The organism is Avibacterium avium, assembly GCF_900454535.1.
Lineage (GTDB): Bacteria > Pseudomonadota > Gammaproteobacteria > Enterobacterales > Pasteurellaceae > Avibacterium > Avibacterium avium.
On sequence record NZ_UGSP01000001.1, the window covers coordinates 1,081,576 to 1,104,574 of the forward strand.

The 22,999-nt window shown below is 40.4% G+C and carries 21 protein-coding genes and 1 tRNA gene; 20 read left to right on the top strand and 2 right to left on the bottom strand.

Translation table 11 applies throughout. The annotated features are described in order from the left end of the window. Window positions 1-117 precede the first annotated feature (117 nt). Complete coding sequence (locus DYC50_RS05445) at window positions 118-903, bottom strand: alpha/beta fold hydrolase (protein ID WP_115249321.1); 786 nt, start codon at window positions 901-903, stop codon at window positions 118-120. A gap of 79 nt (window positions 904-982) precedes the next feature. Here DYC50_RS05445 and seqA point away from each other — a divergent pair, with 79 nt between their 5' ends. The 9 genes from seqA (at window position 983) to dnaX (ending at window position 12,889) form a co-directional block, all read left to right on the top strand. Next, on the top strand, window positions 983-1,615 hold the full coding sequence (seqA, locus tag DYC50_RS05450) for a replication initiation negative regulator SeqA (protein WP_115249322.1): 633 nt from the start codon (window positions 983-985) through the stop codon (window positions 1,613-1,615). A gap of 11 nt (window positions 1,616-1,626) precedes the next feature. Further along, window positions 1,627-3,039, top strand: a complete 1,413-nt coding sequence (gene menE, locus DYC50_RS05455) for an o-succinylbenzoate--CoA ligase (protein WP_115249323.1) — start codon at window positions 1,627-1,629, stop codon at window positions 3,037-3,039. Window positions 3,040-3,042: 3 nt separating this feature from the next. After that, entirely contained in the window at window positions 3,043-6,348 is a 3,306-nt protein-coding gene (gene mscK, locus DYC50_RS05460) for a mechanosensitive channel MscK (RefSeq protein WP_115249324.1), read from the top strand. A 20-nt stretch (window positions 6,349-6,368) separates the two neighbouring features. Beyond that, window positions 6,369-7,451 carry a chorismate synthase gene (gene aroC / locus DYC50_RS05465; protein ID WP_115249325.1) on the top strand — a complete coding sequence of 361 codons (1,083 nt, stop codon included), beginning with the start codon at window positions 6,369-6,371 and terminating at the stop codon, window positions 7,449-7,451. Beyond that, window positions 7,448-8,305 (top strand): penicillin-insensitive murein endopeptidase, encoded by an 858-nt coding sequence (gene mepA / locus DYC50_RS05470; RefSeq protein WP_115249326.1) that lies wholly within the window; start codon window positions 7,448-7,450, stop codon window positions 8,303-8,305. Before aroC ends, mepA begins: the two co-directional genes overlap by 4 nt. Window positions 8,306-8,358: 53 nt before the next feature. Next, on the top strand, window positions 8,359-9,123 hold the full coding sequence (locus DYC50_RS05475; RefSeq protein WP_115249327.1) for a TSUP family transporter: 765 nt from the start codon (window positions 8,359-8,361) through the stop codon (window positions 9,121-9,123). Between the two features lie 10 nt (window positions 9,124-9,133). After that, window positions 9,134-10,090, top strand: coding sequence for a lauroyl-Kdo(2)-lipid IV(A) myristoyltransferase (gene lpxM, locus DYC50_RS05480; RefSeq protein WP_115249328.1), 957 nt, complete (start codon window positions 9,134-9,136; stop codon window positions 10,088-10,090). Between the two features lie 81 nt (window positions 10,091-10,171). Then, on the top strand, window positions 10,172-10,714 hold the full coding sequence (gene apt / locus DYC50_RS05485; RefSeq protein ID WP_103852691.1) for an adenine phosphoribosyltransferase: 543 nt from the start codon (window positions 10,172-10,174) through the stop codon (window positions 10,712-10,714). Window positions 10,715-10,735: 21 nt separating this feature from the next. Further along, window positions 10,736-12,889: a DNA polymerase III subunit gamma/tau gene (dnaX, locus tag DYC50_RS05490; protein ID WP_115249329.1), complete on the top strand. Its 2,154-nt coding sequence runs from the start codon at window positions 10,736-10,738 to the stop codon at window positions 12,887-12,889. A gap of 55 nt (window positions 12,890-12,944) precedes the next feature. Here the strand turns inward: dnaX and DYC50_RS05495 are convergent. After that, window positions 12,945-13,021: transfer RNA gene (locus DYC50_RS05495), tRNA-Val, on the bottom strand. 202 nt (window positions 13,022-13,223) lie between these two features. Here DYC50_RS05495 and pyk point away from each other — a divergent pair. The 11 genes from pyk to yciH all read left to right on the top strand — a co-directional run bounded on the left by pyk (window position 13,224) and on the right by yciH (window position 22,930). Beyond that, window positions 13,224-14,663 (top strand): pyruvate kinase, encoded by a 1,440-nt coding sequence (gene pyk / locus DYC50_RS05500; RefSeq protein ID WP_115249330.1) that lies wholly within the window; start codon window positions 13,224-13,226, stop codon window positions 14,661-14,663. A gap of 150 nt (window positions 14,664-14,813) precedes the next feature. Beyond that, window positions 14,814-15,476: an NAD(P)H-dependent oxidoreductase gene (locus DYC50_RS05505; protein WP_115249331.1), complete on the top strand. Its 663-nt coding sequence runs from the start codon at window positions 14,814-14,816 to the stop codon at window positions 15,474-15,476. 238 nt (window positions 15,477-15,714) lie between these two features. Continuing rightward, a complete protein-coding gene (locus DYC50_RS05510; RefSeq protein WP_115249332.1) occupies window positions 15,715-16,455 on the top strand; it encodes a hypothetical protein in 741 nt (246 codons plus the stop codon). A 136-nt stretch (window positions 16,456-16,591) separates the two neighbouring features. Further along, window positions 16,592-17,464, top strand: a complete 873-nt coding sequence (locus DYC50_RS05515; protein ID WP_115249333.1) for a VirK/YbjX family protein — start codon at window positions 16,592-16,594, stop codon at window positions 17,462-17,464. 92 nt (window positions 17,465-17,556) lie between these two features. Beyond that, entirely contained in the window at window positions 17,557-18,234 is a 678-nt protein-coding gene (gene cmk, locus DYC50_RS05520; protein WP_115249334.1) for a (d)CMP kinase, read from the top strand. Between the two features lie 110 nt (window positions 18,235-18,344). Further along, complete coding sequence (gene rpsA, locus DYC50_RS05525; RefSeq protein ID WP_115249335.1) at window positions 18,345-19,988, top strand: 30S ribosomal protein S1; 1,644 nt, start codon at window positions 18,345-18,347, stop codon at window positions 19,986-19,988. 66 nt (window positions 19,989-20,054) lie between these two features. After that, entirely contained in the window at window positions 20,055-20,339 is a 285-nt protein-coding gene (locus DYC50_RS05530) for an integration host factor subunit beta (protein ID WP_103853141.1), read from the top strand. Between the two features lie 68 nt (window positions 20,340-20,407). Next, a complete protein-coding gene (locus DYC50_RS05535; protein ID WP_103853140.1) occupies window positions 20,408-20,704 on the top strand; it encodes a LapA family protein in 297 nt (98 codons plus the stop codon). After that, window positions 20,704-21,894, top strand: a complete 1,191-nt coding sequence (gene lapB / locus DYC50_RS05540) for a lipopolysaccharide assembly protein LapB (RefSeq protein WP_115249336.1) — start codon at window positions 20,704-20,706, stop codon at window positions 21,892-21,894. The genes DYC50_RS05535 and lapB overlap by 1 nt, the downstream gene beginning before the upstream one ends. A gap of 18 nt (window positions 21,895-21,912) precedes the next feature. Beyond that, window positions 21,913-22,608, top strand: a complete 696-nt coding sequence (gene pyrF, locus DYC50_RS05545) for an orotidine-5'-phosphate decarboxylase (protein ID WP_115249337.1) — start codon at window positions 21,913-21,915, stop codon at window positions 22,606-22,608. Window position 22,609: 1 nt separating this feature from the next. Then, on the top strand, window positions 22,610-22,930 hold the full coding sequence (yciH, locus tag DYC50_RS05550) for a stress response translation initiation inhibitor YciH (protein ID WP_115249338.1): 321 nt from the start codon (window positions 22,610-22,612) through the stop codon (window positions 22,928-22,930). Window positions 22,931-22,999 lie beyond the last annotated feature (69 nt).

Here is a 22,999-nt window from a genome sequence, read left to right on the forward strand (position 1 = left end):
CACTGAACTGGTTAAAATGTAGCTAATTGAGAATGATAAGCTACAACTACTAATGACCGCGAACTATATCACAATTCATAGTTGATTAAAACCCTCAACCTTTGATTGGTGAGATTGTTATTGGCTATCTAAAAAACGCTGAATAATGCGAATGATCGCTTCTGGTTTTTCCGCGTGTACCCAATGTCCGCTGCCGTTTATGGTAAAGGACGTGGCTTGCGGAAATTGCGCTAAAATCTGCTCGCTATATTCTGGCTGAATATAATCCGACTGCCCACCTTTAATAAATAGGGTAGGGTTGGGGTAAAAACAAGTTTTCCAATCCATAATATTGGCATAATTTTGTTGAAGTGCGGTCAAATTAAAGCGAAATTTTTCCGCCGATTGGCCGTCAAAGGATTTCAGCATAAATTGTTGAATACTTTCTTGTGGAATATGTTGGCTTAAAATCGGTTTGGCCTGTTGGCGAGTTTCAGGCTGCGCGGCTTTAACGGCAAATAATCCAGCAAAAATGCTATCGTGGCCGTGTTCGCCATATTTCACTGGCGCAATATCAATCACGATCAATTTTTCCACTAAATCAGGGCGAAGTGCGGCGGCTTTCATTGCAGTTTTTCCGCCCATTGAATGGCCGATTAAGATCACTTTTTTTAGCTCTAAATGTTCAATGGTCGCTAATAGATCTTCTGCCATTAATTCATAATTCATTGATTCAGAATGAAAACTCTGCCCGTGATTGCGTAAATCTACGCGTAAAATAGGGTAATGTTCCGCAAAAGCGCGAGCGATCACCCCTAAATTATTCATATCGCCAAATAAGCCGTGAATAAACACCAAGGTAGGGTTGCTAGTCGGTTGTTTTAATTGATGAAATTGAAAATTGAGTAATTGCGTTTGCGACATAATTTTTGCGTGAGTATTTGAAAATAAATCGCTATAATGTTGTAAAAGCGTAAAGAGATCAAGCAACTGGAGAGAAAAAATGAAAATTATTGAAGTAGATGAAGAACTTTATCAATATATAGCCAGCCAAACCCGATCTATCGGTGAGAGTGCTTCTGATATTTTACGCCGTTTACTCAATTTTCCTGCGGTGCGTGCGGATAACAACGTGGCGATTGCGCCGAGCCTTGCTGCTGATAATCAAAGTGCGGTGGAAATTTCCAATGAATTTGCACAGCCGAATGAAAAAGTGGAAGAAAAGCCAGCGGCAAGAGAAAAAGTATCCACGAAAAAGCAATCTGATGAAGCGATCCAAAAAGTGGTTGGCAAAGTGCGTGAATTGATCCAGTCAGCAGATTTCCAACAGGAAAGCAAAGCTGTAGTGCGTTTTTTAGCGATTTTACGCGTGCTTTATCGCACCAATCCAGAAAGTTTTGCGCAGGCGACAGAATCTTTACAAGGCCGTACACGCGTTTACTTTGCACGCGATGAAGGCACCTTATTAATGGCGGGTAATCACACCAAACCAAAACAAATTCCTGATACGCCATATTGGGTGATCACCAATACGAACAGCGGACGCAAAATGTTAATGCTGGAAGGGGCGATGCAATCAATGCACTTGCCAGAAGAATTAATTGATGAAGTGCGGTCGTTTTTCACTGCAAATTAATTGGCATTACAATGACATATCTTTGGCAACATTATGCCGCTCAGCCTGATTATCAACACAAAGTAGCCTTGCGTAATGAGCAAGGCGAACTTTTTTCTTGGCAACAACTTAGCGAAAAAATTAATGGCATGGCTTATGCGTTTTCTCTGCAAGGAGTAAAGGCTGGCAATGGCATTGCGTTGTGCGGAAAAAATAGTTTCGCCTTATTGCTTGCCTATTTGGCAGGAATTCAGCTTGGCGCAAGAGTGCTAGGGATTAATCCTGCCTTTCCAGAAGAAAAGATCGCGCAATTATGTGAAAACGCAGCAGTGCCGTTTTATTACGATCCTAAGTGTGAAAAAACGTTGCAAAATTGCACCGCACTTTTGATTTCATCGGACTTGCCACATTCTTCTGTATTAAAAGAACAGGCAATGGCGGATTACGATCCCAACCGCCCCGCGACAATGACGCTTACATCAGGCTCTACGGGCAACCCTAAAGCGGTGGTGCATACTGTGCAAGGGCATTTGGATAATGCGCAAGGCGTGTGTGAGTTAATGGCGTTTGGGGCTGAAAATGCGTGGTTGCTTTCTTTGCCTTTATATCACGTTTCAGGCCAAAGCATTGTGTGGCGCTGGATGTACGCTGGGGCAAGGCTGAATTTGCCAAATGAAGATTTTTATACGGAAGCGGCTAGCGTTTCTCATCTTTCCCTTGTGCCAACCCAGTTGCAACGGTTTATCGCTTATTTACAACAACGCCCTGAACAAACCATTCAAACGCAACATATTTTATTGGGCGGTAGCCATATTCCCCTTGCTTTAACACAACAGGCTGCACAATATTGTCTGACTTGTTATTCAGGCTATGGAATGACGGAAATGGCGTCCACGGTTTGTGCGAAAAAAAGCGATCAATATAATGGTGTGGGCTTGCCGCTTAAAGGACGAGAACTTGAACTCATTGGTGGTGAGATTTGCTTGCGTGGCGCAGGCTTGGGGCTAGGCTATTGGCAACAGGGCGAAATATTACCCTTAGTGCAACAAGACGGCTGGCTTCATACCAAAGATCTGGGTGAATGGCAAAATGGCGAGTTACGCGTTTTAGGGCGTTTAGACAATATGTTTATTTCAGGCGGTGAGAACATTCAGCCTGAAGAGATTGAACGGATAATCTTGCATTATCCTGAAATAAAACAAGTAGTTATCCTGCCAGTGGAGGACAGCGAATTTGGTCAGCGACCTGTAGCAATGGTTGAGTTTGCCAATGGATTTAGTCAAAGTGCGGTGGAAAATTTACGAATTTGGCTTGCCACAAGATTAGAAAAATTTAAGCAACCCATACACTATTTTCCGCTAGATGTGGCACAATGCCAGCAGCAGGGAACAATTAAAATTTCACGCAATGCGTTAAAAACAGTATTACAGCAATTAATGGGATAATTGATGAGAGCTATTAAAACCTTCTTTATTTATATCGCGTTTTTGATTTTTGCCAGTTCAGCCTTGGCAGAATTACCTTCTGCACAGCAAATTCAGACACAGCTGACGGCGGCAAAAGAAACAGATCAAACAGATCCTGTGAATAAAACACAAGTGGCTAATTTGGAAGAAACGCTAGATTTTCTCGCCAAAATTGATAAGCAAAAACAAGATTATGCCGCATTAAAAGATTTAATTAATAATGCACCACAAAATATTTTAGCGATACAAAATAATTTAGATAAATTAAAAAATAAAGTGTTTCCTTCTGAGCAAGAGCTATTAACGCTTTCTTTGTCAGAGTTACAAACGCAATTAATTACCACACAGCAAAACTTACAACAAGTTCAAACCGATTTGGTGGCAATTAATGCTCAGCTAGTCAGTCAGCGTGCTGCGCCAGAGCGTGCACAATCTGCATTGAGTACAAATTTATTAAGAACGCAAGAAATTGATAAGCAATTATTTAATTTAGCGCCAGATTCTACAGAAAAAATAAGATTAGATGCTGAATTAGAATACCTTACCTTGCAAAATTATTATAATCAATTATTGTTGCAAGGAAATAATGATTTAACGTCTTTATACACTATTCAATCTGAGGAAAAAACATTACAACAACAGCAATTACAAAATAAATTATCTTTATTACAACAGGTGATTAATGAGAAAAACTTGCAAGAAACCCGTCAGCAAGCGGAGCAATTAAAGCAATCTCAGAATAATAATTCTACTACTAATCCAGCAATTTTAGAACAGCAAAAAGTAAATTTACAGATTAGCCAAGATCTGATTAAAGAAACAACGCAATTAAATATTCTTTCTCAAGATAATCTGCGTATTAAAAGTGTGTTAGATAATTTACAACAAACAGAACGAAATATTAATGAGCAAATTAGTGCACTGCAAGGTACATTAGTACTTTCTCGTATCATTAACAAGCAGAAGCAATTATTACCACAAGATCAAATGATTCAAGGATTATCGAAACAAATTACCGATCTGCGTGTGAAGATTTTTGATTTAACGGAATCAAGAGATAATTTGTATGACACCTCAGGTTATATTGCTAATTTAGCAAAAACGGCGAATACAACCTTTAATGATGCAGAAAAAGCACAGCTTAATAGTATTTTACAAGAAAGACGAAAACTCTTATCTGATACCATTACTATATTAAATAATCAGCTTAATTTAGCGATTAATATTGAATTGAACCAACAGCAGGTTACCGCAATTAGTGATACCCTGCAAAGCAAATTACAACAGCAAAGCTTTTGGGTGAGAAGTAATCCTCCCATTGATCTTGATTGGGTAGCTAATTTCTTGCCAAAATTACAATTTCAGTTAAAGGATATTTCTAAGTTAATCAACTTTTCTAACTGGACAGAAAATATTTTTCCTGCGGCAGTATCAATTTTATTTTTATTGTCTATTGTGGGATTAATTCAATGGCGTAAGGATAAAATTACACAGCGTTTAGCATTGATTAATAGCCGTATTAATACCTTAAAAGGTGAGCGCCAGCGTTATACACCTGAAGCTATTTTTTGGACGTTAATTTTATGTTTGCGTTCAACCTTTATTTTTCTTTCTACACTCATTTTAATCTTAACTTTTTGTTTTGAAACCCCTGAAGATTTCTTATTCTGGGCAGTGAGAATGGCGGGCTATTGGCTATTATTTGCTTTTATTTTGGCAATGTTACGACCAAATGGATTGGCTTATCGCCATTTTAATATGCCGCAATATAACGTACAGTTATTTTATTCTGTGTTTAAACGTTCGGTATGGATTAATGCCCTATGGTTAAATGCCGCGATTTTTACCTATTTGGATACGGGCATTACGAATGATGTATTAGGTGAATTATTAACGATCTTTATTTTAGTCATCACCTTATTTATTGTTGGGCCACGCTTACGTTATGCAGTAACTATTTATCAGCAAACACAAGAACAAGCGGGTGAACAAAGCCATTTTTTAAGATTAGCAAGATTAATTTTAGTGATCGCGCCCATTGCCTTAATTGTGCTAATTATTATGGGCTATTATTATACCGCACTTAATTTGATGGAACATTTAATGTCTTCTTATTTTGTGTTAGTGATCTGGATGATTGCGCGCGATGTGGTGTATCGTGGCTTTACCGTATCGGCAAGACGCCTTGCTTATCGCCGTTTACAAGAAAAAATTCAGGCGCAACAAGCACAAAAAGAAGAAAATAATAATGATCTTAATTCAGATTATTCCCGCGAAGAAAGCTTAGCCATTTCGCAAGTGAAAAGCCAAGTGAAAAGCGTGGTGGATCTCTTATTATGGTTGGCATTATTTGGCTTATTTTATTGGGTGTGGTCTGATCTCATCACCGTTGCCTATTATTTAGAAGGGGTAACCTTGTGGCAACAACAGGTGGTAACAGAAACTGGCACGGTGAGCGAATCCATCACCTTGCTGAATTTATTATTTGCTTTGATTATTATCATCGGCACTTATGCGTTAGTGAAAAATATTGGCGGCTTGCTCGAAGTCTTAGTATTTTCACGAATGAGTTTTTCACAGGGAACGCCTTATACCATCACCACCTTGCTGACCTATTTTATTATTGCTATCGGCGGTGGCGCGGCGTTTTCCGTGTTAGGAATGTCGTGGTCAAAATTACAATGGTTATTTGCCGCACTTTCGGTAGGTTTAGGTTTCGGTTTACAAGAAATCTTCGCCAACTTTATTTCAGGTATTATCATCTTATTTGAACGCCCGGTGCGGATTGGCGATGTGGTTACTATTGGGGAATATTCAGGCACGGTATCGAAAATTCGTATTCGTTCCACCACTTTGATCGATTTTGATAAAAAAGAAGTGATCGTGCCAAATAAGGCTTTCGTAACAGAACGCTTGATCAACTGGGCATTGACTGATTCAATGACGCGCGTGGTGCTAAGCGTAGGCGTGGCTTATGGCTCAGATTTAGAATTAGTGAAACGTTTATTATTACAAGCGGCAGATGAATGTGAATATGTTTTGAAAGATCCAGAGCCTGTGGCATACTTCTTAACTTTTGGCGCAAGTACCTTGGATCACGAACTGCGTGTTTATGTGGGTAACCTAAATGAACGCACCCGAACCATCGATTATGTAAATCGCCGTATTGATGAGCTATTTGCCGCGCATAATGTGGAAATTGCGTTCAATCAGCTTGATGTGTTCATTAAAAATCCAACCACATCGCAAGAAATAAAAATCGTGTCAGAAAATTTAGCGAAATCATAAGGAATAAATAAGGAAAAATAATGGCAGGAAACAGTATCGGACAACTTTTTCGCGTAACCACCTTTGGTGAATCCCACGGCGTTGCCTTGGGCTGTATTGTGGACGGCGTACCACCGGGGCTTGAACTTTCAGAACAGGACATTCAGCCAGATTTGGATCGCCGCAAACCCGGCACTTCACGTTACACCACGCCAAGACGGGAAGATGACGAAGTGCAAATTCTCTCAGGGGTGTTTGAAGGGAAAACCACTGGCACGAGCATTGGAATGATCATCAAAAATGCTGATCAACGCTCGCAAGATTATGGCGAAATCAAAGATCGTTTCCGTCCGGGGCACGCTGATTATACTTACCAACAAAAATACGGCTTGCGTGATTATCGTGGTGGTGGACGTTCTTCCGCTCGCGAAACAGCAATGCGCGTAGCCGCCGGAGCAATTGCGAAAAAATATCTGCGTGAACATTTTGGCGTTGAAGTGCGCGGTTATCTTTCGCAAATTGGCTCGGTGAAAATTGATCCGAAAACGGTGGAAGACATTGCCCAAATTGACTGGCAGCAAGTAAACAGCAACCCATTTTTCTGCCCCGATCCAAGTGCGGTGGAAAAATTTGATGAATTAATCCGCGAGTTAAAAAAAGAGGGCAATTCCATCGGCGCTAAATTAACTGTGGTGGCAGAAAATGTGCCAGTAGGCTTAGGTGAACCGGTTTTCGATCGCCTTGATGCGGATTTGGCACACGCGTTAATGGGCATTAATGCAGTGAAAGGCGTGGAAATTGGTGATGGCTTTGCAGTGGTGGAGCAAAAAGGCACGCAGCACCGTGACGAAATGACGCCAGCAGGTTTTTGTTCTAACCACGCAGGGGGAATTTTAGGTGGCATTAGCTCGGGCCAACCGATTATTGCGACTATTGCGTTAAAGCCTACTTCGAGCATTACCATTGCAGGACGTTCAGTGAATTTGAATAATGAGCCAGTGGAAGTGATCACCAAAGGGCGCCACGATCCTTGTGTAGGCATTCGTGCCGTACCTATTGCGGAAGCAATGACCGCCATTGTTTTACTCGATCACCTATTAAGATTTAAGGCACAATGTAAATGAAAAACTTAACCAAATTATTAAGTGCGGTGCTTTTTTGCGGAATTTTTTCTGCGAGCAGCGCAATGGCAGGCCCTGAATATTGGCAGAAAGTCAAACGCCCTATTGCGGGCGAGCCAACCCCAGTGGGATCTTATAGCAATGGCTGTATTATCGGTGCGCAACCTTTGCCTTTTAATGGCGAAGGCTACCAAGTGATCCGCACCAGCAAAAATCGCTATTACGGACACCCAGATATGATTGCCTATTTGCAACGCTTAGGTAAAAAAGCCAAATCTGCGGGCATTCCAACAATGCTTATTGGTGATATTGCAATGCCGGGGGGCGGACGCTTTTTAACGGGACACGCCAGCCATCAAATGGGCTTGGACGCAGATATTTGGCTACGTTTAGGACGTTTATCCGATAAAGATGCACAAAATCCAGCAGGAATGGGCTTGCTAGTGGTGGATCGCAAAGCGCAACGTGTTGATGATTCCGTATGGAATGAAAATCACACCAATTTAATTCGTTTAGCGGCGCAAGATAAGCAAGTGGCGCGTATTTTCGTTAATCCAGCGATTAAATTGAAATTATGCCAAACGGTGCGTGGTGATCGCAGTTGGTTGCAGAAAATTCGTCCGTGGTTTGGACACGATTCCCATTTTCACGTTCGCTTAACTTGCCCGAAAGGCGCGACTTACTGCGAAAATCAAGCGCCCGTCCCAGCAGGCGAGGGCTGTGGTGATGAGTTATATTCTTGGTTTAAACCAGCGAAACCTTCAACAGGAACAAGCAAACCCAAAGCGCGTCCACCTGAGCCATTTTTATGCCAGCAAGTAAGCCACGCCCCAAATCAAAGCGAATGGTTGGAATAAGCCCTAGAATAACAATTAGGGTAGCAACATAAGAGCGAAAATAGGAGCGAAAAATGGAAATCAGCCTAAATCTTATTGCGTTATTATTTTTAGTGGCATTTATTGCAGGATTTATTGACGCAATTGCTGGCGGTGGTGGTTTAATCACTATTCCTGCTTTATTGATGACAGGCGTTCCCCCAGCAATGGCATTAGGCACGAACAAACTGCAAGCCTGCGGCGGCTCATTTTCCGCGAGCTTTTATTTTTTACGCAAAAGAGCGGTGGATTTAAAAGAAATTTGGCTGCTTGTGCTAATGACCTTTATCGGCGCAGTGCTTGGCACGATCCTTATTCAGTTAGTGGATAGTGCGTTGATTAAAAAAGTTATTCCATTTTTAGTGCTAGCCATTGGCTTGTATTTTTTATTCACCCCAAATTTAGGCGATGAAGATCGGCACAAACGCATTTCTTACGCCACTTTTGCCTTTAGCGCAGGATTTGGAATTGGCTTTTATGATGGTTTCTTCGGGCCGGGAACAGGCTCATTACTAAGTTTAGCTTTTGTTACGTTGCTTGGTTTTAATCTTGCGAAAGCCACAGCTCACGCCAAAGTGCTAAATTTCACGTCAAATATTGCCGCACTTTTGCTCTTTCTCATTGGTGGACAAATTTGGTGGGAAGCTGGGCTGGTAATGATGTTAGGACAAATTATCGGCGCAAATTTAGGTGCAAAAATGGTGCTAAGCAAAGGTAAACAGTTAATTCGCCCAATGGTGGTGATAATGTCTTTTATTATGACCGCCAAAATGGCTTATGATCAAGGCTGGTTCGGTTAGTTGAGGTTTTATGACACAACAAAATGATGATGTACGCTTAACCGCTCGCGTGGGCTATGATCCCAAATGGCAATGGGCGTTTTTATTGCCAAAATATTGGGGCGTTTGGCTTGGTATTTTTGCCTTGGCGCTATTCGCCTTTGTGCCTTTTCGCTTAAGGGATAAGATCGCTGCGAAAATTGGTTTGCTCGCTGGGCAAAAAGCGAAAAAACAGCGTCATCGCGCAAGGATAAATTTGCAATATTGTTTCCCTGATTGGACAGAAAACCAGCGCGAAAAAGTAATTGATGAGATGTTTATCACCGTTAGCCAAGTGATGCTGGGCATTGGTGAAATTGCGTTGCGCTCTAAAAAACATCTGCAACAACGCAGCGAATTTATCGGCCTTGAATATATTCAGCAAGCCAAAGCAGCGGGGCATAACATTATTTTAATGGTGCCGCACGGCTGGGCGATTGATGCCTCGGGGATCATTTTGCATACTTACGGAATGCCAATGACATCAATGTATAATCCCCACCGTAACCCATTGGTCGATTGGCTGTGGACGATGACACGCCAGCGTTTTGGCGGCAAAATGCACGCCCGACAAAATGGCATAAAACCCTTTCTTAATGCAGTAAAAAAAGGTGAAATGGGGTATTATTTGCCTGATGAAGATTATGGCGAAGAATTAAGTGAATATGCGGATTTTTTTGCCACTTATAAAGCCACCTTGCCGGGCTTGAATAAAATGGCAAAATTGGCAAAAGCTGTGGTGATCCCTATGTTTCCGCGCTATAACGCAGAGCGTGGTAAATATGAAATGGAAATTCACCCACCAATGCCAATTAGCGAACAGCCTGCACAAATGGCACGGGAAATGAACAAAGAAATTGAGCAATTTGTTACCCCAACGCCAGAGCAGTATGTGTGGATTTTGCGTTTATTAAAAACCCGAAAAGATGGTGCGGATATTTATCGTTAAATTGAATAATCTGTGATAATATGCGTGCCGCTCTTTTTTATGCAAAACGGTCGAAAATTTGACCGCACTTTAGGTAATAAAATGAACAAACAATTAGAACTGATTAAATCATCGATCAAATCCATTCCAAACTACCCGAAAGAAGGCATTATCTTTCGTGATATTACAAGCCTTGTGGAAACCCCAGCGGCATTCAAGGCGACCATTGATTTAATCGTGGCACAATATAAAGACAAAGGCATCACCAAAGTTATCGGCACAGAAAGCCGTGGCTTTATTTTTGGCGCACCTGTGGCATTAGCCTTAGATATTCCTTTTGTATTAGTGCGTAAACCAGGGAAATTGCCGCGTGAAACCATTGCGCAATCCTATCAGTTAGAATATGGGCAAGACACCTTAGAAATTCACACAGACTCTATTCAATCGGGCGATAACGTATTGATTATTGACGATTTATTGGCTACAGGTGGTACAGTTGAAGCCACTGTGAAGTTGGTTGAACGTCTTGGTGGCGAAGTGAAAAATGCAGCGTTCGTGATTAATTTGCCAGAACTTGGTGGCGAACAACGCTTACGCAATTTAGGGGTAACCCCGTTCTCATTAGTGAATTTTGAAGGCCACTAATTTATCCTAAGCGAGCAAGGAATGAGTTATCAAGTTTTAGCAAGAAAATGGCGACCGCAAAAGTTCTCCGATGTGGTAGGGCAGAAACCTGTTCTTACCGCACTTGCTAACGGATTAAATGAAAACCGCCTGCACCACGCCTATCTTTTTTCTGGTACGCGTGGCGTGGGGAAAACCTCCATTGCTCGTTTATTCGCCAAAGGGTTAAATTGTGTCAATGGCGTAACCGCTGAGCCTTGCGGTGTATGCGAACATTGCAAAGCCATTGAAGAGGGGCGATTTATCGATCTCATTGAAATTGACGCCGCTTCACGCACCAAGGTGGAAGATACCCGTGAATTGCTCGACAATGTGCAATACAAACCGGTGCAAGGGCGTTATAAAGTTTATTTGATTGACGAAGTGCATATGCTCTCTCGCCATTCTTTCAATGCCTTGCTGAAAACCCTTGAAGAACCGCCTGAATATGTAAAATTTCTGCTGGCAACCACTGATCCGCAGAAATTGCCGATTACCATTTTATCTCGCTGTATTCAATTTCATCTTAAAGCGCTCGATCAGCAACAAATCGCCGATCATTTGTCCTTTATTTTACAGCAAGAAAAGCTCCCCTTTGAACCTCTTGCCATTGAAAAATTAGCTAAAGCGGCACAAGGCAGTATCCGCGATAGCCTAAGTTTAACCGATCAAGCCATTGCAATGAGCAACGGCAATATTACCCTTGATGCAGTAAATACAATGCTCGGCTTGCTTGATGACAGCCAGCCTATTGATATTTTGTATGCGTTGCAGCAGGGCAACGGTGAAGCCTTAATGAAAGCTATTCAAGCGGTGGCGGAAAAAGGCGGCGATTGGAATGAACTGCTAAAAGCGGTGGCCGAAAATTTGCATAAAATTGCAATGTGTCAATTATTGCCACAAGCGCAAATTAGTGATGAAAGCCATATCGGCTTTTTGGCGAAACATCTTCCACCAGAAGATGTGCAGTTTTTCTATCAGATTATTTTAAACGGACAAAAAGAGCTTGCCTTCGCACCAAATCAGCGAATGGGCGTGGAAATGATTTTATTACGTGCTTTAGCTTTCCACCCTAAATTAATCCAAGCAGCTCCTGCTATGCAGCCGGTAGAACAAGTGAATGAGCGCAATCATACTGCGCAAAGTGCGGTGCAAAATCCGGCAAAATTAGTTGAGATGCCTGTTGTATCACAACAGATCAAAGCAAATTCAGCGCCACAAACCAAAACAATGCCGTCTGCTAGACAGCCAGTTCGTTCCACACAAAGCCATTCACCTTCGCCAGTAAGCAACTCTACTTTAGACGTGCTTGATGCGTTAGATCAGCTTTCTAAACCGACAACAAGCGAAAAAAAAAACACTAACGCCAATAACGCAAAGCTAGTTTCGGAGCCAGCAGTTCCCCATTCGCAAGAGATCAGCTTGCCTGTGGTAGAGCGTAAATTTACTCAGCAAAAAAATACGGCACGAACTACTCATCAGCTTTCTCAGCCGTCTGTTTCTCAATCCGCTATTTCTCAAGCGCCATCTCAATCAGCAGCAACGATTCCGCCAATGAGTGAGCCTGTGGGTGAAAGTGCGGTGCAAAATTCGTCAGATTTTTCTGCTGATCTTGATCAGGAAGAAGATCTCAATTTGCCCGAAAACTACCGCTGGAATTGGAGTAATCCAGCAATGGCGGAGGAGCAGGATAGCGCCAGCCCGTCAGAAATCCGTAAAGCCATTTTGGAAAACACCACACCAGAATTAAAAGAAAAAGTGCTCACAATGGCAAAAGCACAGGACAAATGGACGGAAATTATTGAGCAAACAGGCATTTCTGGCTTAGTCAAGCAAATGGCGATGAATAGCTTTATTGTTCGCCAAGATGAAAATGAGCTCGTTTTGGCTCTGCGTTCAGGTCATCAACACCTTAATGAAGAGCCTATCCGCCGTGAGTTACAACAGGCGTTAAACCATTTTTATCAAAAAGATATTCAACTTATTATTGAAAATAGCGATGATCTCAATCAGCTCACTTCAATGGATCACCGCAAACAAATTTACCATCAGCTAAAAGCCGAAGCACAGAAAGCGCTACAACAAGATCCTAAATTGCAGCGCCTATGCGAAGAATTTGATGCAGTAATAGAGTTAGAAACAATCAGGCCAGTATAAAGTGCGGTTGTTTTTAATAAAGATTTGATTAGTTATGAGAGATTTTGCAGTAAAATGGTGCGACTAGCTGGACTCGAACCAGTGACCCCCACCATGTCAAGGTGGTGCTCTAACCAACTGAGCTATAGTCGCACTGAATGGAATGGGGAAATCATATATTGTTTTGTTTTTGATGACAAGTAAGTTTTTGATTATTCTCAATAGTTGCTTTAAAGATAAACGATTGCTTAAAAAACTTACAGCTTTTTTACAATTTGTGATCTCGATCTCATTCCATTTTAATCGTATAATAGCCAAAAATTTTAGTTATATGTAATGATCAACGGAGTAAATAATGTCTAGAAGACTAAGACGAACCAAAATTGTATGTACTATGGGGCCTTCTACAGACCGTGGTAACAACCTAGAAAAAATTATCGCAGCAGGCGCTAATGTGGTGAGAATGAATTTCTCTCACGGCACACCTGAAGATCACATTGGACGCGCGCAACGTGTGCGTGAAATTGCACAAAAATTAGGTAAAACAGTGGCGATTTTAGGGGATTTACAAGGGCCTAAAATCCGTGTTTCTACCTTTAAAGACGGTAAAATTTTCTTAAATATTGGTGATAAATTCGTTTTAGATGCGGAATTGCCAAAAGGTGAAGGTAACCAAGAAGCTGTTGGTTTAGATTATAAAACGTTACCACAAGACGTTGTTCCTGGTGATATTTTATTATTAGATGATGGCCGAGTTCAGCTAAAAGTATTATCTACTGATGGTGCGAAAGTGTTCACCGAAGTCACTGTTGGCGGCCCTCTTTCAAATAATAAAGGGATTAACAAATTAGGTGGTGGTTTATCTGCTGATGCCTTAACAGAAAAAGATAAAGCTGACATTATTACCGCAGCGCGTATTGGCGTGGATTACTTAGCGGTGTCTTTCCCACGCTCAAGTGCAGATTTGAACTATGCGCGTCAATTAGCGGAAGAAGCTGGTCTTAAAGCAAAAATTGTTGCGAAAGTAGAACGTGCGGAAACCGTAATGAGCGATGAAGCAATGGACGATATTATTCTTGCTTCTGATGTGATTATGGTGGCGCGTGGTGATTTAGGTGTTGAAATTGGCGATCCTGAATTGGTTGGCGTGCAGAAAAAATTAATCCGTCGTTCACGTCAATTAAACCGTGTTGTGATCACTGCAACGCAAATGATGGAATCTATGATCAGCAATCCAATGCCAACCCGTGCGGAAGTAATGGATGTTGCCAATGCGGTATTAGACGGTACAGATGCAGTAATGCTTTCGGCGGAAACCGCAGCGGGTCAGTATCCAGCCGAAACAGTAGCAGCAATGGCGAAAGTATGTCTAGGTGCAGAAAAAATGCCTAGCGTAAATGTTTCACGCCACCGTGTTGATCGTACTTTTGATACGATTGAAGAAGCGGTTGCAATGTCAGCAATGTTCGCTGCTAATCATATGAAAGGGGTTGCAGCAATTATTGCAATGACAAACAGTGGTCATACAGCTAAATTAATGTCACGTATTAGCTCAGGCTTACCAATTTTTGCTTTATCACGTCACCAAGAAACATTAAATCTTTGTGCATTATATCGTGGTGTTGTGCCAGTTCATTTTGAGCAAGAAAGCCGTACTATTGAAGGGTTAAAATCCGCCATTCAATTGTTGAAAGATAAAGGTTATTTAGTGACTGGTGATCTTGTGTTATTAACTCAAGGGGATTTATTAACTTCTGGCGGCACAAACACTTGCCGTACATTAGTGGTTGAATAACCTCATTTCTCTCTTTCACAAAAAGTTACTCATTGGCAGTGAGTAACTTTTTTTATTTGATAATTATCAAATTCAATATGAATTGTATTTTTATCAATTTTGCTGTGGTTGCTATAATGGCCGAATTTAATCATATTGGGAGAATGCATAATGAGTATAATCAGCAAAGATCAGGTACTAGAACGATTTCGTTTTCGAGCAGCAACACGTTATTACGATCCAAACAAAAAAGTAAGCCCTGAAGATTTTGCTTATATTTTAGAATTGGCACGTTTGTCGCCTAGCTCCGTTGGTTCAGAACCTTGGCATTTTGTGGTGATTCAAAATCCTGAATTACGCGAAAAACTTAAACCGGTAAGCTGGGGAATGATCTCTCAGCTTGATGATGCCAGCTATGTTGTCGCAATTTTAGCAAAGAAAAATGTACGCTATGATTCAGATTATTTGCATCAAGCCTTAGTTAAACGAGGTTTAACAGCGGAACAAATGGAAAAAGCAAAAGAAAAATACCGCACTTTTCAACAAAATGATATGAAAGTGCTAGAAAGTGAACGTGCATTATTTGATTGGACAAGCAAGCAAACCTACATAGCCCTAGCAAATATGATGACAGGTGCGGCATTTATTGGTGTGGATAGCTGTCCAATTGAGGGCTTTAACTATGAAGCAGTAAATCAAATTTTAGCAGAAGCGGGGGCGTTTGACCCAGCGGAGTGGGGCGTTTCTGTGATGGTAACCTTTGGTTATCGTGCGAAAGAGATTAAAGCCAAATCAAGAAAACCGATGGAAGAATTAGTAACTTGGGTGGAATAAATTTGACCTATCGCGTACTCTCAATAAGTTCAAAGATTTACATAAAATCACGCAATTTTAATGATTTATTGTAAAGTCTTTATTTATCAATAGGTTATTGATGTTTTTAAAGTGCTACTTTTTTGAACGTAAGTAAAAAAATGTAAATAGAGGTTTATTTTTACCTTTTTTTGTTACAGACTATGCGGGCAAACAATAAGTTTGTAAATGATCATTACAAAACTATTTAGGAGAAACAATGAAAAAATCACTATTAGCTTTATTAGTATTAGGAACAAGTTTAGCCGTAACAGGTTGTTTCGACAAAGACAGTAAAGTTCAAGAGCAAGCTAAATCTAGCGTTGTAGAAGCAAAAGACGCAGTAGCTCAAGCAGCTTCAGATGTTAAAGATGCAGCAGTAGAAGCAGCAAAAGATGTAAAAGATGCAGCCGTTGAAAAAGCGACAGAGGTAAAAGATGCTGCGGTAGCAAAAGTTGCAGAAGTAAAAGAATCTGTAACCAATAAAATTACTGATGCTAAAGATGCAGCAGTAGCTAAAGTATCTGAAGCAAAAGATGCCGTTTCTGAAAAAGCATCATCAGTGATGGATTCCGTATCTCAAAAAGCAGATGCAGCAAAAGAAGCAGTAGCAGATAAAGCAGCAGAAGTTAAAGAAGCAGCGGCAGATAAAGCGGCAGAAGTAAAAGACGCAGCAGTAGAAGCTAAAGATGCAGCAGCAGAAAAAGCAGCAGATGTGAAAGAAGCAGCAGCGGATAAAGTAACTGAAGCAAAAGATGCGGCAGCAAATAAAGTAGCTGAAGTAAAAGACGCAGCAGTAGAAGCAAAAGATGCAGCAGTAGCGAAAGCAACTGAAGTTAAAGATGCCGTAGCAGACAAAGCAGCAGAATTAAAACAAGCTGCAGAAAGCAAAGTATCAGAAGCATCTAACGCAGTTTCAGAGAAAGCAGCTGAATTAAAAGAAGCAGTAAAATCTGAATAATTTTTGCTAGATCTATTTTCATTAGCCCCGCTCAAATTGAGTTGGGGCTTTTTTAGCTTTGATGAAATTGCATTGAATTGCCGGATTTTTTCTATTAAAATCGCCACTTTATTTATCCACTAACCTTGGTACATTTATGTCCAGCTTGTTTTCTTTTCCTGATTTTAAAATCTTACAACCTTATGATAAGCGATTCCTAAAAAGATTACGTTCTCGTATTCGTTACTATTTCTATCGTTTGCAATGTTATAAAGAATGTAATCAGTTTGTTCATTTTCTTAATCAGAATCCGCAATGGTTGCCTATTTTTGAAAAAGTACCTTATCGCTACAATGCTGTTTTAAGAAAGTATTGCGATACCCGTTTTAGCAAGAAAGCTCGTATTCAAGCAATCTTAAATAACTTTGAATTATCAGAAAAATTTTTGGGAACATCCATTGTTGATAAGTTGGCAAAACAAAATCACATTTTATTATCCGAGTTACCTGATGGTCTGAAGCTTTATCTAAACATTAATGCCATAGATCCTTTTGAAGGTTTTTTATCCATTAATATTAAAAACCAGGATAATGAAAGCGTGTATGATTCATCTTTCACTTTTTTATCTCCAAATCAATTATTAATTGCTTCAATTCAAGGGCCTAATGAGGAGAATTCTCAACAATTGGTTAAATCAGCTACCAAATCATTACATGGGATTCGCCCGATGTTTATGATTGTTAATGTATTTAAATTATTAAGTCAGCTCTGGGATTGTGAATTAATCGCTATAGCTCATAAGAACCAATCTAAATACCGCTGGAATGATTTTAATCGACTTTTATTCAACTATGACGAATTCTGGCAAGAAAACAATGGAAAGCTGAATACACAGGGTTATTGGGCGTTACCGTTAGAGATTGAGCGTAAGCCTTTGGAAGAAATTCAGAGTAAAAAGCGTTCTATGTATCGTAAGCGCTATGAAATGTTGGATAAACTGGAAACCGATTTAAGCGCAGTATTTAACTAAAAATAAGCCCAAAAGTTACCGCACTTTGATATATTTAATATGATGAAATATATTATTTCCGATTCACAAACACAATAAGAGAACGAATAACTATGCAGAAAAATCTCGTGATCACCGTTGATGGGCCGAGTGGCGCAGGTAAAGGGACGCTATGTTATGCCTTGGCGCAAAAGCTAGGCTTTGCCTTGTTAGACAGCGGAGCGATTTATCGTGTTACCGCATTGGCGGGGTTAAAAAAGAAGGTGCCATTAGATGATGAAGCGGCTTTGGCACATTTAGCTCGTCATTTAGATGTCGAATTTTTACCTGAAGATAATGAAGTTAAAATTATTTTAGAAGGGGAAGATGTGAGTCGTCAGATTCGCACGCAAGAAGTGGCAGATACCGCCTCTAAAGTAGCGGTATTCCCACAAGTTCGCGCTGCGTTATTGCAATTACAGCAAAGTTTTGCCAATGAAAAAGGGCTTATTGCTGATGGGCGTGATATGGGAACCGTGGTTTTCCCCGATGCGCAGGTGAAGTTATTTTTAGATGCTAGCGCAGAAGAAAGAGCGAAAAGACGCTATAAACAGTTGCAAACTAAGGGAATTAGTGGTAACTTTGCACAGATTTTAGCCGAGATAGAAGAGCGTGATTTTCGCGATAGAAATCGCCCAATCGCCCCTTTAAAACCTGCTGAGGACGCGTTGTTATTAGACAGCACGGAATTAAGTATTGAGGAAGTGATTGCTCAAGCCCTTGATTATATCCGCCAAAAGGTTGATTTTTAAGGCTTAAATTATTTTCGTCAGTTTATTCAAGGAAGGATAAACATTTATTATCAGCCCCACTTTTTATGGATATAAAGTGGACGTTATTAACTAAATTTAGAAGATTAATTATGTCAGAATCTTTTGCTCAACTCTTTGAAGAATCATTAAAAGACCTTGAAACTCGTTTAGGTTCAATCGTTAACGGTACTGTTGTTGCTATTGAAAAAGGCTTCGTATATGTAGATGCAGGTTTAAAATCTGAAGCGCGTATCCCAGCTGAAGAATTCCAAAATGCACAAGGTGAATTAGACGTTAAAGTTGGCGACGTGGTAAACGTTGCGTTAGACGCTGTTGAAGATGGTTTCGGTGAAACTAAATTGTCTCGTGAAAAAGCAGTACGTCACGAATCTTGGATCGAATTAGAGAAAGCTTACGAAGATCAAGCTACTGTTATCGGTTTAATCAACGGTAAAGTGAAAGGTGGTTTCACAGTTGAGTTAAACGGTGTTCGTGCATTCTTACCTGGTTCATTAGTAGATACTCGCCCTGTACGCGATGCAGATCACTTATTAGGTAAAGAATTAGAATTCAAAGTAATCAAATTAGATCAAAAACGTAACAACGTTGTTGTTTCTCGTCGTGCTGTAATCGAATCAGAAAACAGCCAAGATCGTGAAGAAATCTTAGCTAACCTAGCGGAAGGCGCAGAAGTTAAAGGTACAGTTAAAAACTTAACTGACTACGGTGCGTTCGTTGATTTAGGTGGTGTTGATGGTTTATTACACATCACAGATATGGCTTGGAAACGCGTTAAACACCCAAGCGAAATCGTGAATGTAGGTGATGAAATCACAGTTAAAGTATTAAAATTTGATAAAGATCGCACTCGTGTTTCTTTAGGCTTAAAACAATTAGGTCAAGATCCTTGGGTTGCTATCGCAGAAAATCACCCAGTTGGCAGCAAATTAACTGGTAAAGTAACTAACTTAACAGATTACGGTTGTTTCGTTGAAATTTTAGAAGGTGTTGAAGGTTTAGTTCACGTTTCTGAAATGGATTGGACAAACAAAAACATTCACCCATCTAAAGTGGTTAGCTTAGGTGATACTGTTGAAGTGATGGTATTAGAAATCGATGAAGATCGTCGTCGTATTTCTTTAGGTTTAAAACAATGCAAACCTAATCCGTGGTTACAATTTGCTGAAACGCACAACAAAGGCGATAAAGTTACTGGTAAAATCAAATCAATCACTGATTTCGGTATCTTCATCGGTCTTGAAGGTGGTATCGATGGCTTAGTTCACTTATCTGACATTTCTTGGAATGTACCAGGTGAAGAAGCCGTTCGTAACTACAAAAAAGGTGACGAAGTTTCTGCCGTAGTTCTACAAGTGGATTCAGCAAAAGAGCGTATCTCTTTAGGTATCAAACAACTTGAAGATGATCCATTCAATAACTTCATCGCAGCAAACAAAAAAGGCGCTATCGTAAGTGCTAAAGTTGTTGAAGCAGATGCAAAAGGCGCTAAAGTTGAATTAGACGGCGGTGTTGAAGGTTATATCCGTGCAGCTGACTTAACAAGCGAAGTTGCAGCAGGTGATGTTGTTGAAGCGAAATACACTGGTGTAGATCGTAAAGCGCGTTTAGTTCACTTATCAGTGAAAGCGAAAGATCAAGCTGAAGAAGCGGCAGCAGTTGCAAGCGTGAATAAAGAAGAAGTAGTTATTCCAAACGCAATGGCTGAAGCATTCAAAGCAGCTAAAGGTGAATAATTTTAGTTCCCTTTAAAGTTGGCGTGGGAAAACTCACGCTAACTTCTTGATAGTTAGGAGAATATTATGACTAAATCAGAACTCATTGAAACATTAGTTCAACAACATCCTTCTATTTCAGTTAAAGATGTAGAAAATGCAGTAAAAGAAATTTTAGAGCAAATTGCACAAACCTTGGAAAATGGAGAGCGTGTTGAAGTTCGTGGTTTTGGCAGTTTTTCACTACATTTCCGTCAGCCTCGTGTAGGACGTAATCCTAAAACGGGTGCAAAAGTTGAATTAGACGCAAAATCTGTACCGCACTTTAAAGCAGGTAAAGATCTTAGAATGCGTGTAGATGCTCAAGCATAATAGTCAGCTAACTAAACGGCACCTTTTGTGTCGTTTTTTGTATTTATATAAATCTTTTGGAGTGCGTAATGATTAAGTATATTTTTGGTTTTATTATTTTACTCGCCGTTGTGCTTGTTGCTATCACCATTGGGGCGAATAATGATCAAGTCATTACCTTTAATTATATTGTTGCTCAAAGCGAATTACAGCTTTCCACGTTAGTGGCTATCTTATTTGGTTTTGGCTTGCTGTTAGGTTGGTTTATTACTGGCTTTTTCTATCTCAAATTAAAACTAAAAAATATGGGATTAGCACGCAAGGTAAAACGCCTTTCCGCACAAGTTACTGAATTAACATCAAGCCGAGATAAGGCTCCACAATAATGCTTGAACTGCTTTTTCTACTGCTTCCTATTGCCGCAGCTTATGGTTGGTATATGGGGCATCGTAGTGCGAAAAAGGATCAGGAAGAAATCACCAACAAGTTATCCCGTGATTATGTAACAGGGGTGAATTTACTTCTTTCTAATCAGCAAGAAAAAGCAGTTGATTTGTTCTTGGATATTCTACAAAAACAAGAGCAAGAGAATGAAATTGAACAAAGTTCACAATTTGAAGCCGAACTCACCTTAGGAAATTTATTCCGTTCCCGTGGCGAAGTGGATCGTGCATTACGAATTCACCAAGCCTTAGATCGTAGCCCTAATTATAGTTTTGAACAAAAACTGCTTGCCAAACAACAGCTTGCACGCGATTTTATGACTGTTGGTTTTTTTGATCGTGCTGAAGCATTGTATATCCTTTTGGTTGATGAGCCAGATTTTGCGGAAAACGCATTACAGCAACTGGCGGTCATTTACCAAAAAATGAAAGAATGGAAAAAAGCCATTAATGTGGCGGAAAAACTTGCCAAAATTTCACCGCACTTTGATCCTATCCCCTTGGCACATTATTATTGTGAATATGCCCAAACCCTTGATGCTGAGCAAAAAAAAATGGCTACAGCACTTTTACAGCGCGCTTTAACCGTTTATCCAAATTGTATCCGAGCGTCATTATTACTCGCGCAAAATGAAATGTTGCAACTGGATTATCAAAGTGCGGTAAAAAATTTAGAAAATATTTTGCAGCAAAACCCCGCTTACATTGCTGAAGCGCTGTCGGCTTTAAAATATTGCTATGAAGAGTTACATCAGCAAGATAATTTTGAGCTTTTTCTCATTAAAGCGAGCCAAGTGTGCAAAAGCAGTGCCGTTGATCTTGCCTTAGCTGATTTTATTGCAGAAAAAGATGGCCTTGTAGCAGCACAAGCAAAACTTTATCAACAACTCAATCAGAACCCCACAACCATTGTTTTCCATCGCTTTATCCAATATCAAATTGAAAGTGCCGAAGAAGGACGCGGTAAAGAAAGCCTGATTTTGCTATCAAAAATGGTGGGTGAGCGAATTAAGCAGGGTTTTGATTATCGCTGTACGAATTGTGGTTATCAAACAAACAAACTTATTTGGTGCTGTCCTTCTTGTCGTCAATGGGAAAGCATCAAACCAACGCCAGATATTGAATATAACTAAACTAACGAGGACGTGAAAATGAGCAGTAAAGTGATTGTTGCCCTAGATTATGAAAAAGAAGCGCAAGCGCTTGCCCTTGTCGATCAACTTGATCCAAGCCAATGTCGCTTAAAGGTGGGAAAAGAAATGTTTACCACCCTAGGCACTAATTTTATTAAACAGCTACACAGCCGTAATTTTGACGTTTTTCTTGATCTCAAATTCCATGATATTCCTAATACGGTCGCAAGAGCGGTGCGTTCTGCAGCAGATTTAGGCGTTTGGATGGTCGATTTGCACGCCAGTGGTGGTTTACGAATGATGGAAGAAGCTAAAAATATTCTTGAACCTTATGGTAAAAATGCACCAATTTTAATTGGCGTTACCGTGCTAACCAGTATGGAAGATCTTGATTTGCTACAAATTGGCATTAATGCCTCACCAATGGAACAAGTAATCCGTCTTGCGCATTTAACCCAACGGGCAGGGCTTGATGGCGTAGTCTGCTCACCACAAGAAGTAGAAATTTTACGCGCACATTGTGGCAAAGATTTCAAATTGATCACGCCAGGTATTCGCCCGATTGGTTCTGATTTTGGCGATCAACGCCGTGTAATGACGCCAGCAGCGGCAATTCAAGCAGGTTCTGATTATTTGGTTATTGGCCGCCCGATTACGCAAGCTGAAAATCCAGCAGAAGTGTTGCGTGCGATCAATGCGTCTATTGCGGGGTAGTATGTCAGAAAGTACCTTAGTTTATTCCACCGAAACAGGCCGAATCAAATCAGAAAAATCACAGCCTGAACGCCCTAAAGGTGATGGCATCATTCGTATTGAGCGCCAAGTGAGCGGAAGAAAGGGCAGTGGTGTTAGCGTAATAAAAGGCTTAGATTTGCCCGATGATGAATTGAAAAAATTAGCCGCTGAACTGAAAAAACGCTGCGGCTGCGGTGGCTCGGTAAAAAATGGCTTGATTGAAATTCAAGGCGAAAAACGAGAGTTACTCAAACAATTATTAGAGCAAAAGGGCTTTACTGTGAAGTTAGCAGGCGGTTAAAATTAAGCCGTCATAGAAAACAGTAAAAAGTGCGGTAAAAAATTGGGAAATTTTTACCGCACTTTTCTT

Coding starts and splice junctions, on each gene's coding strand:
- DYC50_RS05445 (WP_115249321.1), bottom strand. CDS start 903: ATGTCGCAAACGCAATTACTCAATTTTCAATTTCATCAATTAAAACAA.
- seqA (WP_115249322.1), top strand. CDS start 983: ATGAAAATTATTGAAGTAGATGAAGAACTTTATCAATATATAGCCAGC.
- menE (WP_115249323.1), top strand. CDS start 1,627: ATGACATATCTTTGGCAACATTATGCCGCTCAGCCTGATTATCAACAC.
- mscK (WP_115249324.1), top strand. CDS start 3,043: ATGAGAGCTATTAAAACCTTCTTTATTTATATCGCGTTTTTGATTTTT.
- aroC (WP_115249325.1), top strand. CDS start 6,369: ATGGCAGGAAACAGTATCGGACAACTTTTTCGCGTAACCACCTTTGGT.
- mepA (WP_115249326.1), top strand. CDS start 7,448: ATGAAAAACTTAACCAAATTATTAAGTGCGGTGCTTTTTTGCGGAATT.
- DYC50_RS05475 (WP_115249327.1), top strand. CDS start 8,359: ATGGAAATCAGCCTAAATCTTATTGCGTTATTATTTTTAGTGGCATTT.
- lpxM (WP_115249328.1), top strand. CDS start 9,134: ATGACACAACAAAATGATGATGTACGCTTAACCGCTCGCGTGGGCTAT.
- apt (WP_103852691.1), top strand. CDS start 10,172: ATGAACAAACAATTAGAACTGATTAAATCATCGATCAAATCCATTCCA.
- dnaX (WP_115249329.1), top strand. CDS start 10,736: ATGAGTTATCAAGTTTTAGCAAGAAAATGGCGACCGCAAAAGTTCTCC.
- pyk (WP_115249330.1), top strand. CDS start 13,224: ATGTCTAGAAGACTAAGACGAACCAAAATTGTATGTACTATGGGGCCT.
- DYC50_RS05505 (WP_115249331.1), top strand. CDS start 14,814: ATGAGTATAATCAGCAAAGATCAGGTACTAGAACGATTTCGTTTTCGA.
- DYC50_RS05510 (WP_115249332.1), top strand. CDS start 15,715: ATGAAAAAATCACTATTAGCTTTATTAGTATTAGGAACAAGTTTAGCC.
- DYC50_RS05515 (WP_115249333.1), top strand. CDS start 16,592: ATGTCCAGCTTGTTTTCTTTTCCTGATTTTAAAATCTTACAACCTTAT.
- cmk (WP_115249334.1), top strand. CDS start 17,557: ATGCAGAAAAATCTCGTGATCACCGTTGATGGGCCGAGTGGCGCAGGT.
- rpsA (WP_115249335.1), top strand. CDS start 18,345: ATGTCAGAATCTTTTGCTCAACTCTTTGAAGAATCATTAAAAGACCTT.
- DYC50_RS05530 (WP_103853141.1), top strand. CDS start 20,055: ATGACTAAATCAGAACTCATTGAAACATTAGTTCAACAACATCCTTCT.
- DYC50_RS05535 (WP_103853140.1), top strand. CDS start 20,408: ATGATTAAGTATATTTTTGGTTTTATTATTTTACTCGCCGTTGTGCTT.
- lapB (WP_115249336.1), top strand. CDS start 20,704: ATGCTTGAACTGCTTTTTCTACTGCTTCCTATTGCCGCAGCTTATGGT.
- pyrF (WP_115249337.1), top strand. CDS start 21,913: ATGAGCAGTAAAGTGATTGTTGCCCTAGATTATGAAAAAGAAGCGCAA.
- yciH (WP_115249338.1), top strand. CDS start 22,610: ATGTCAGAAAGTACCTTAGTTTATTCCACCGAAACAGGCCGAATCAAA.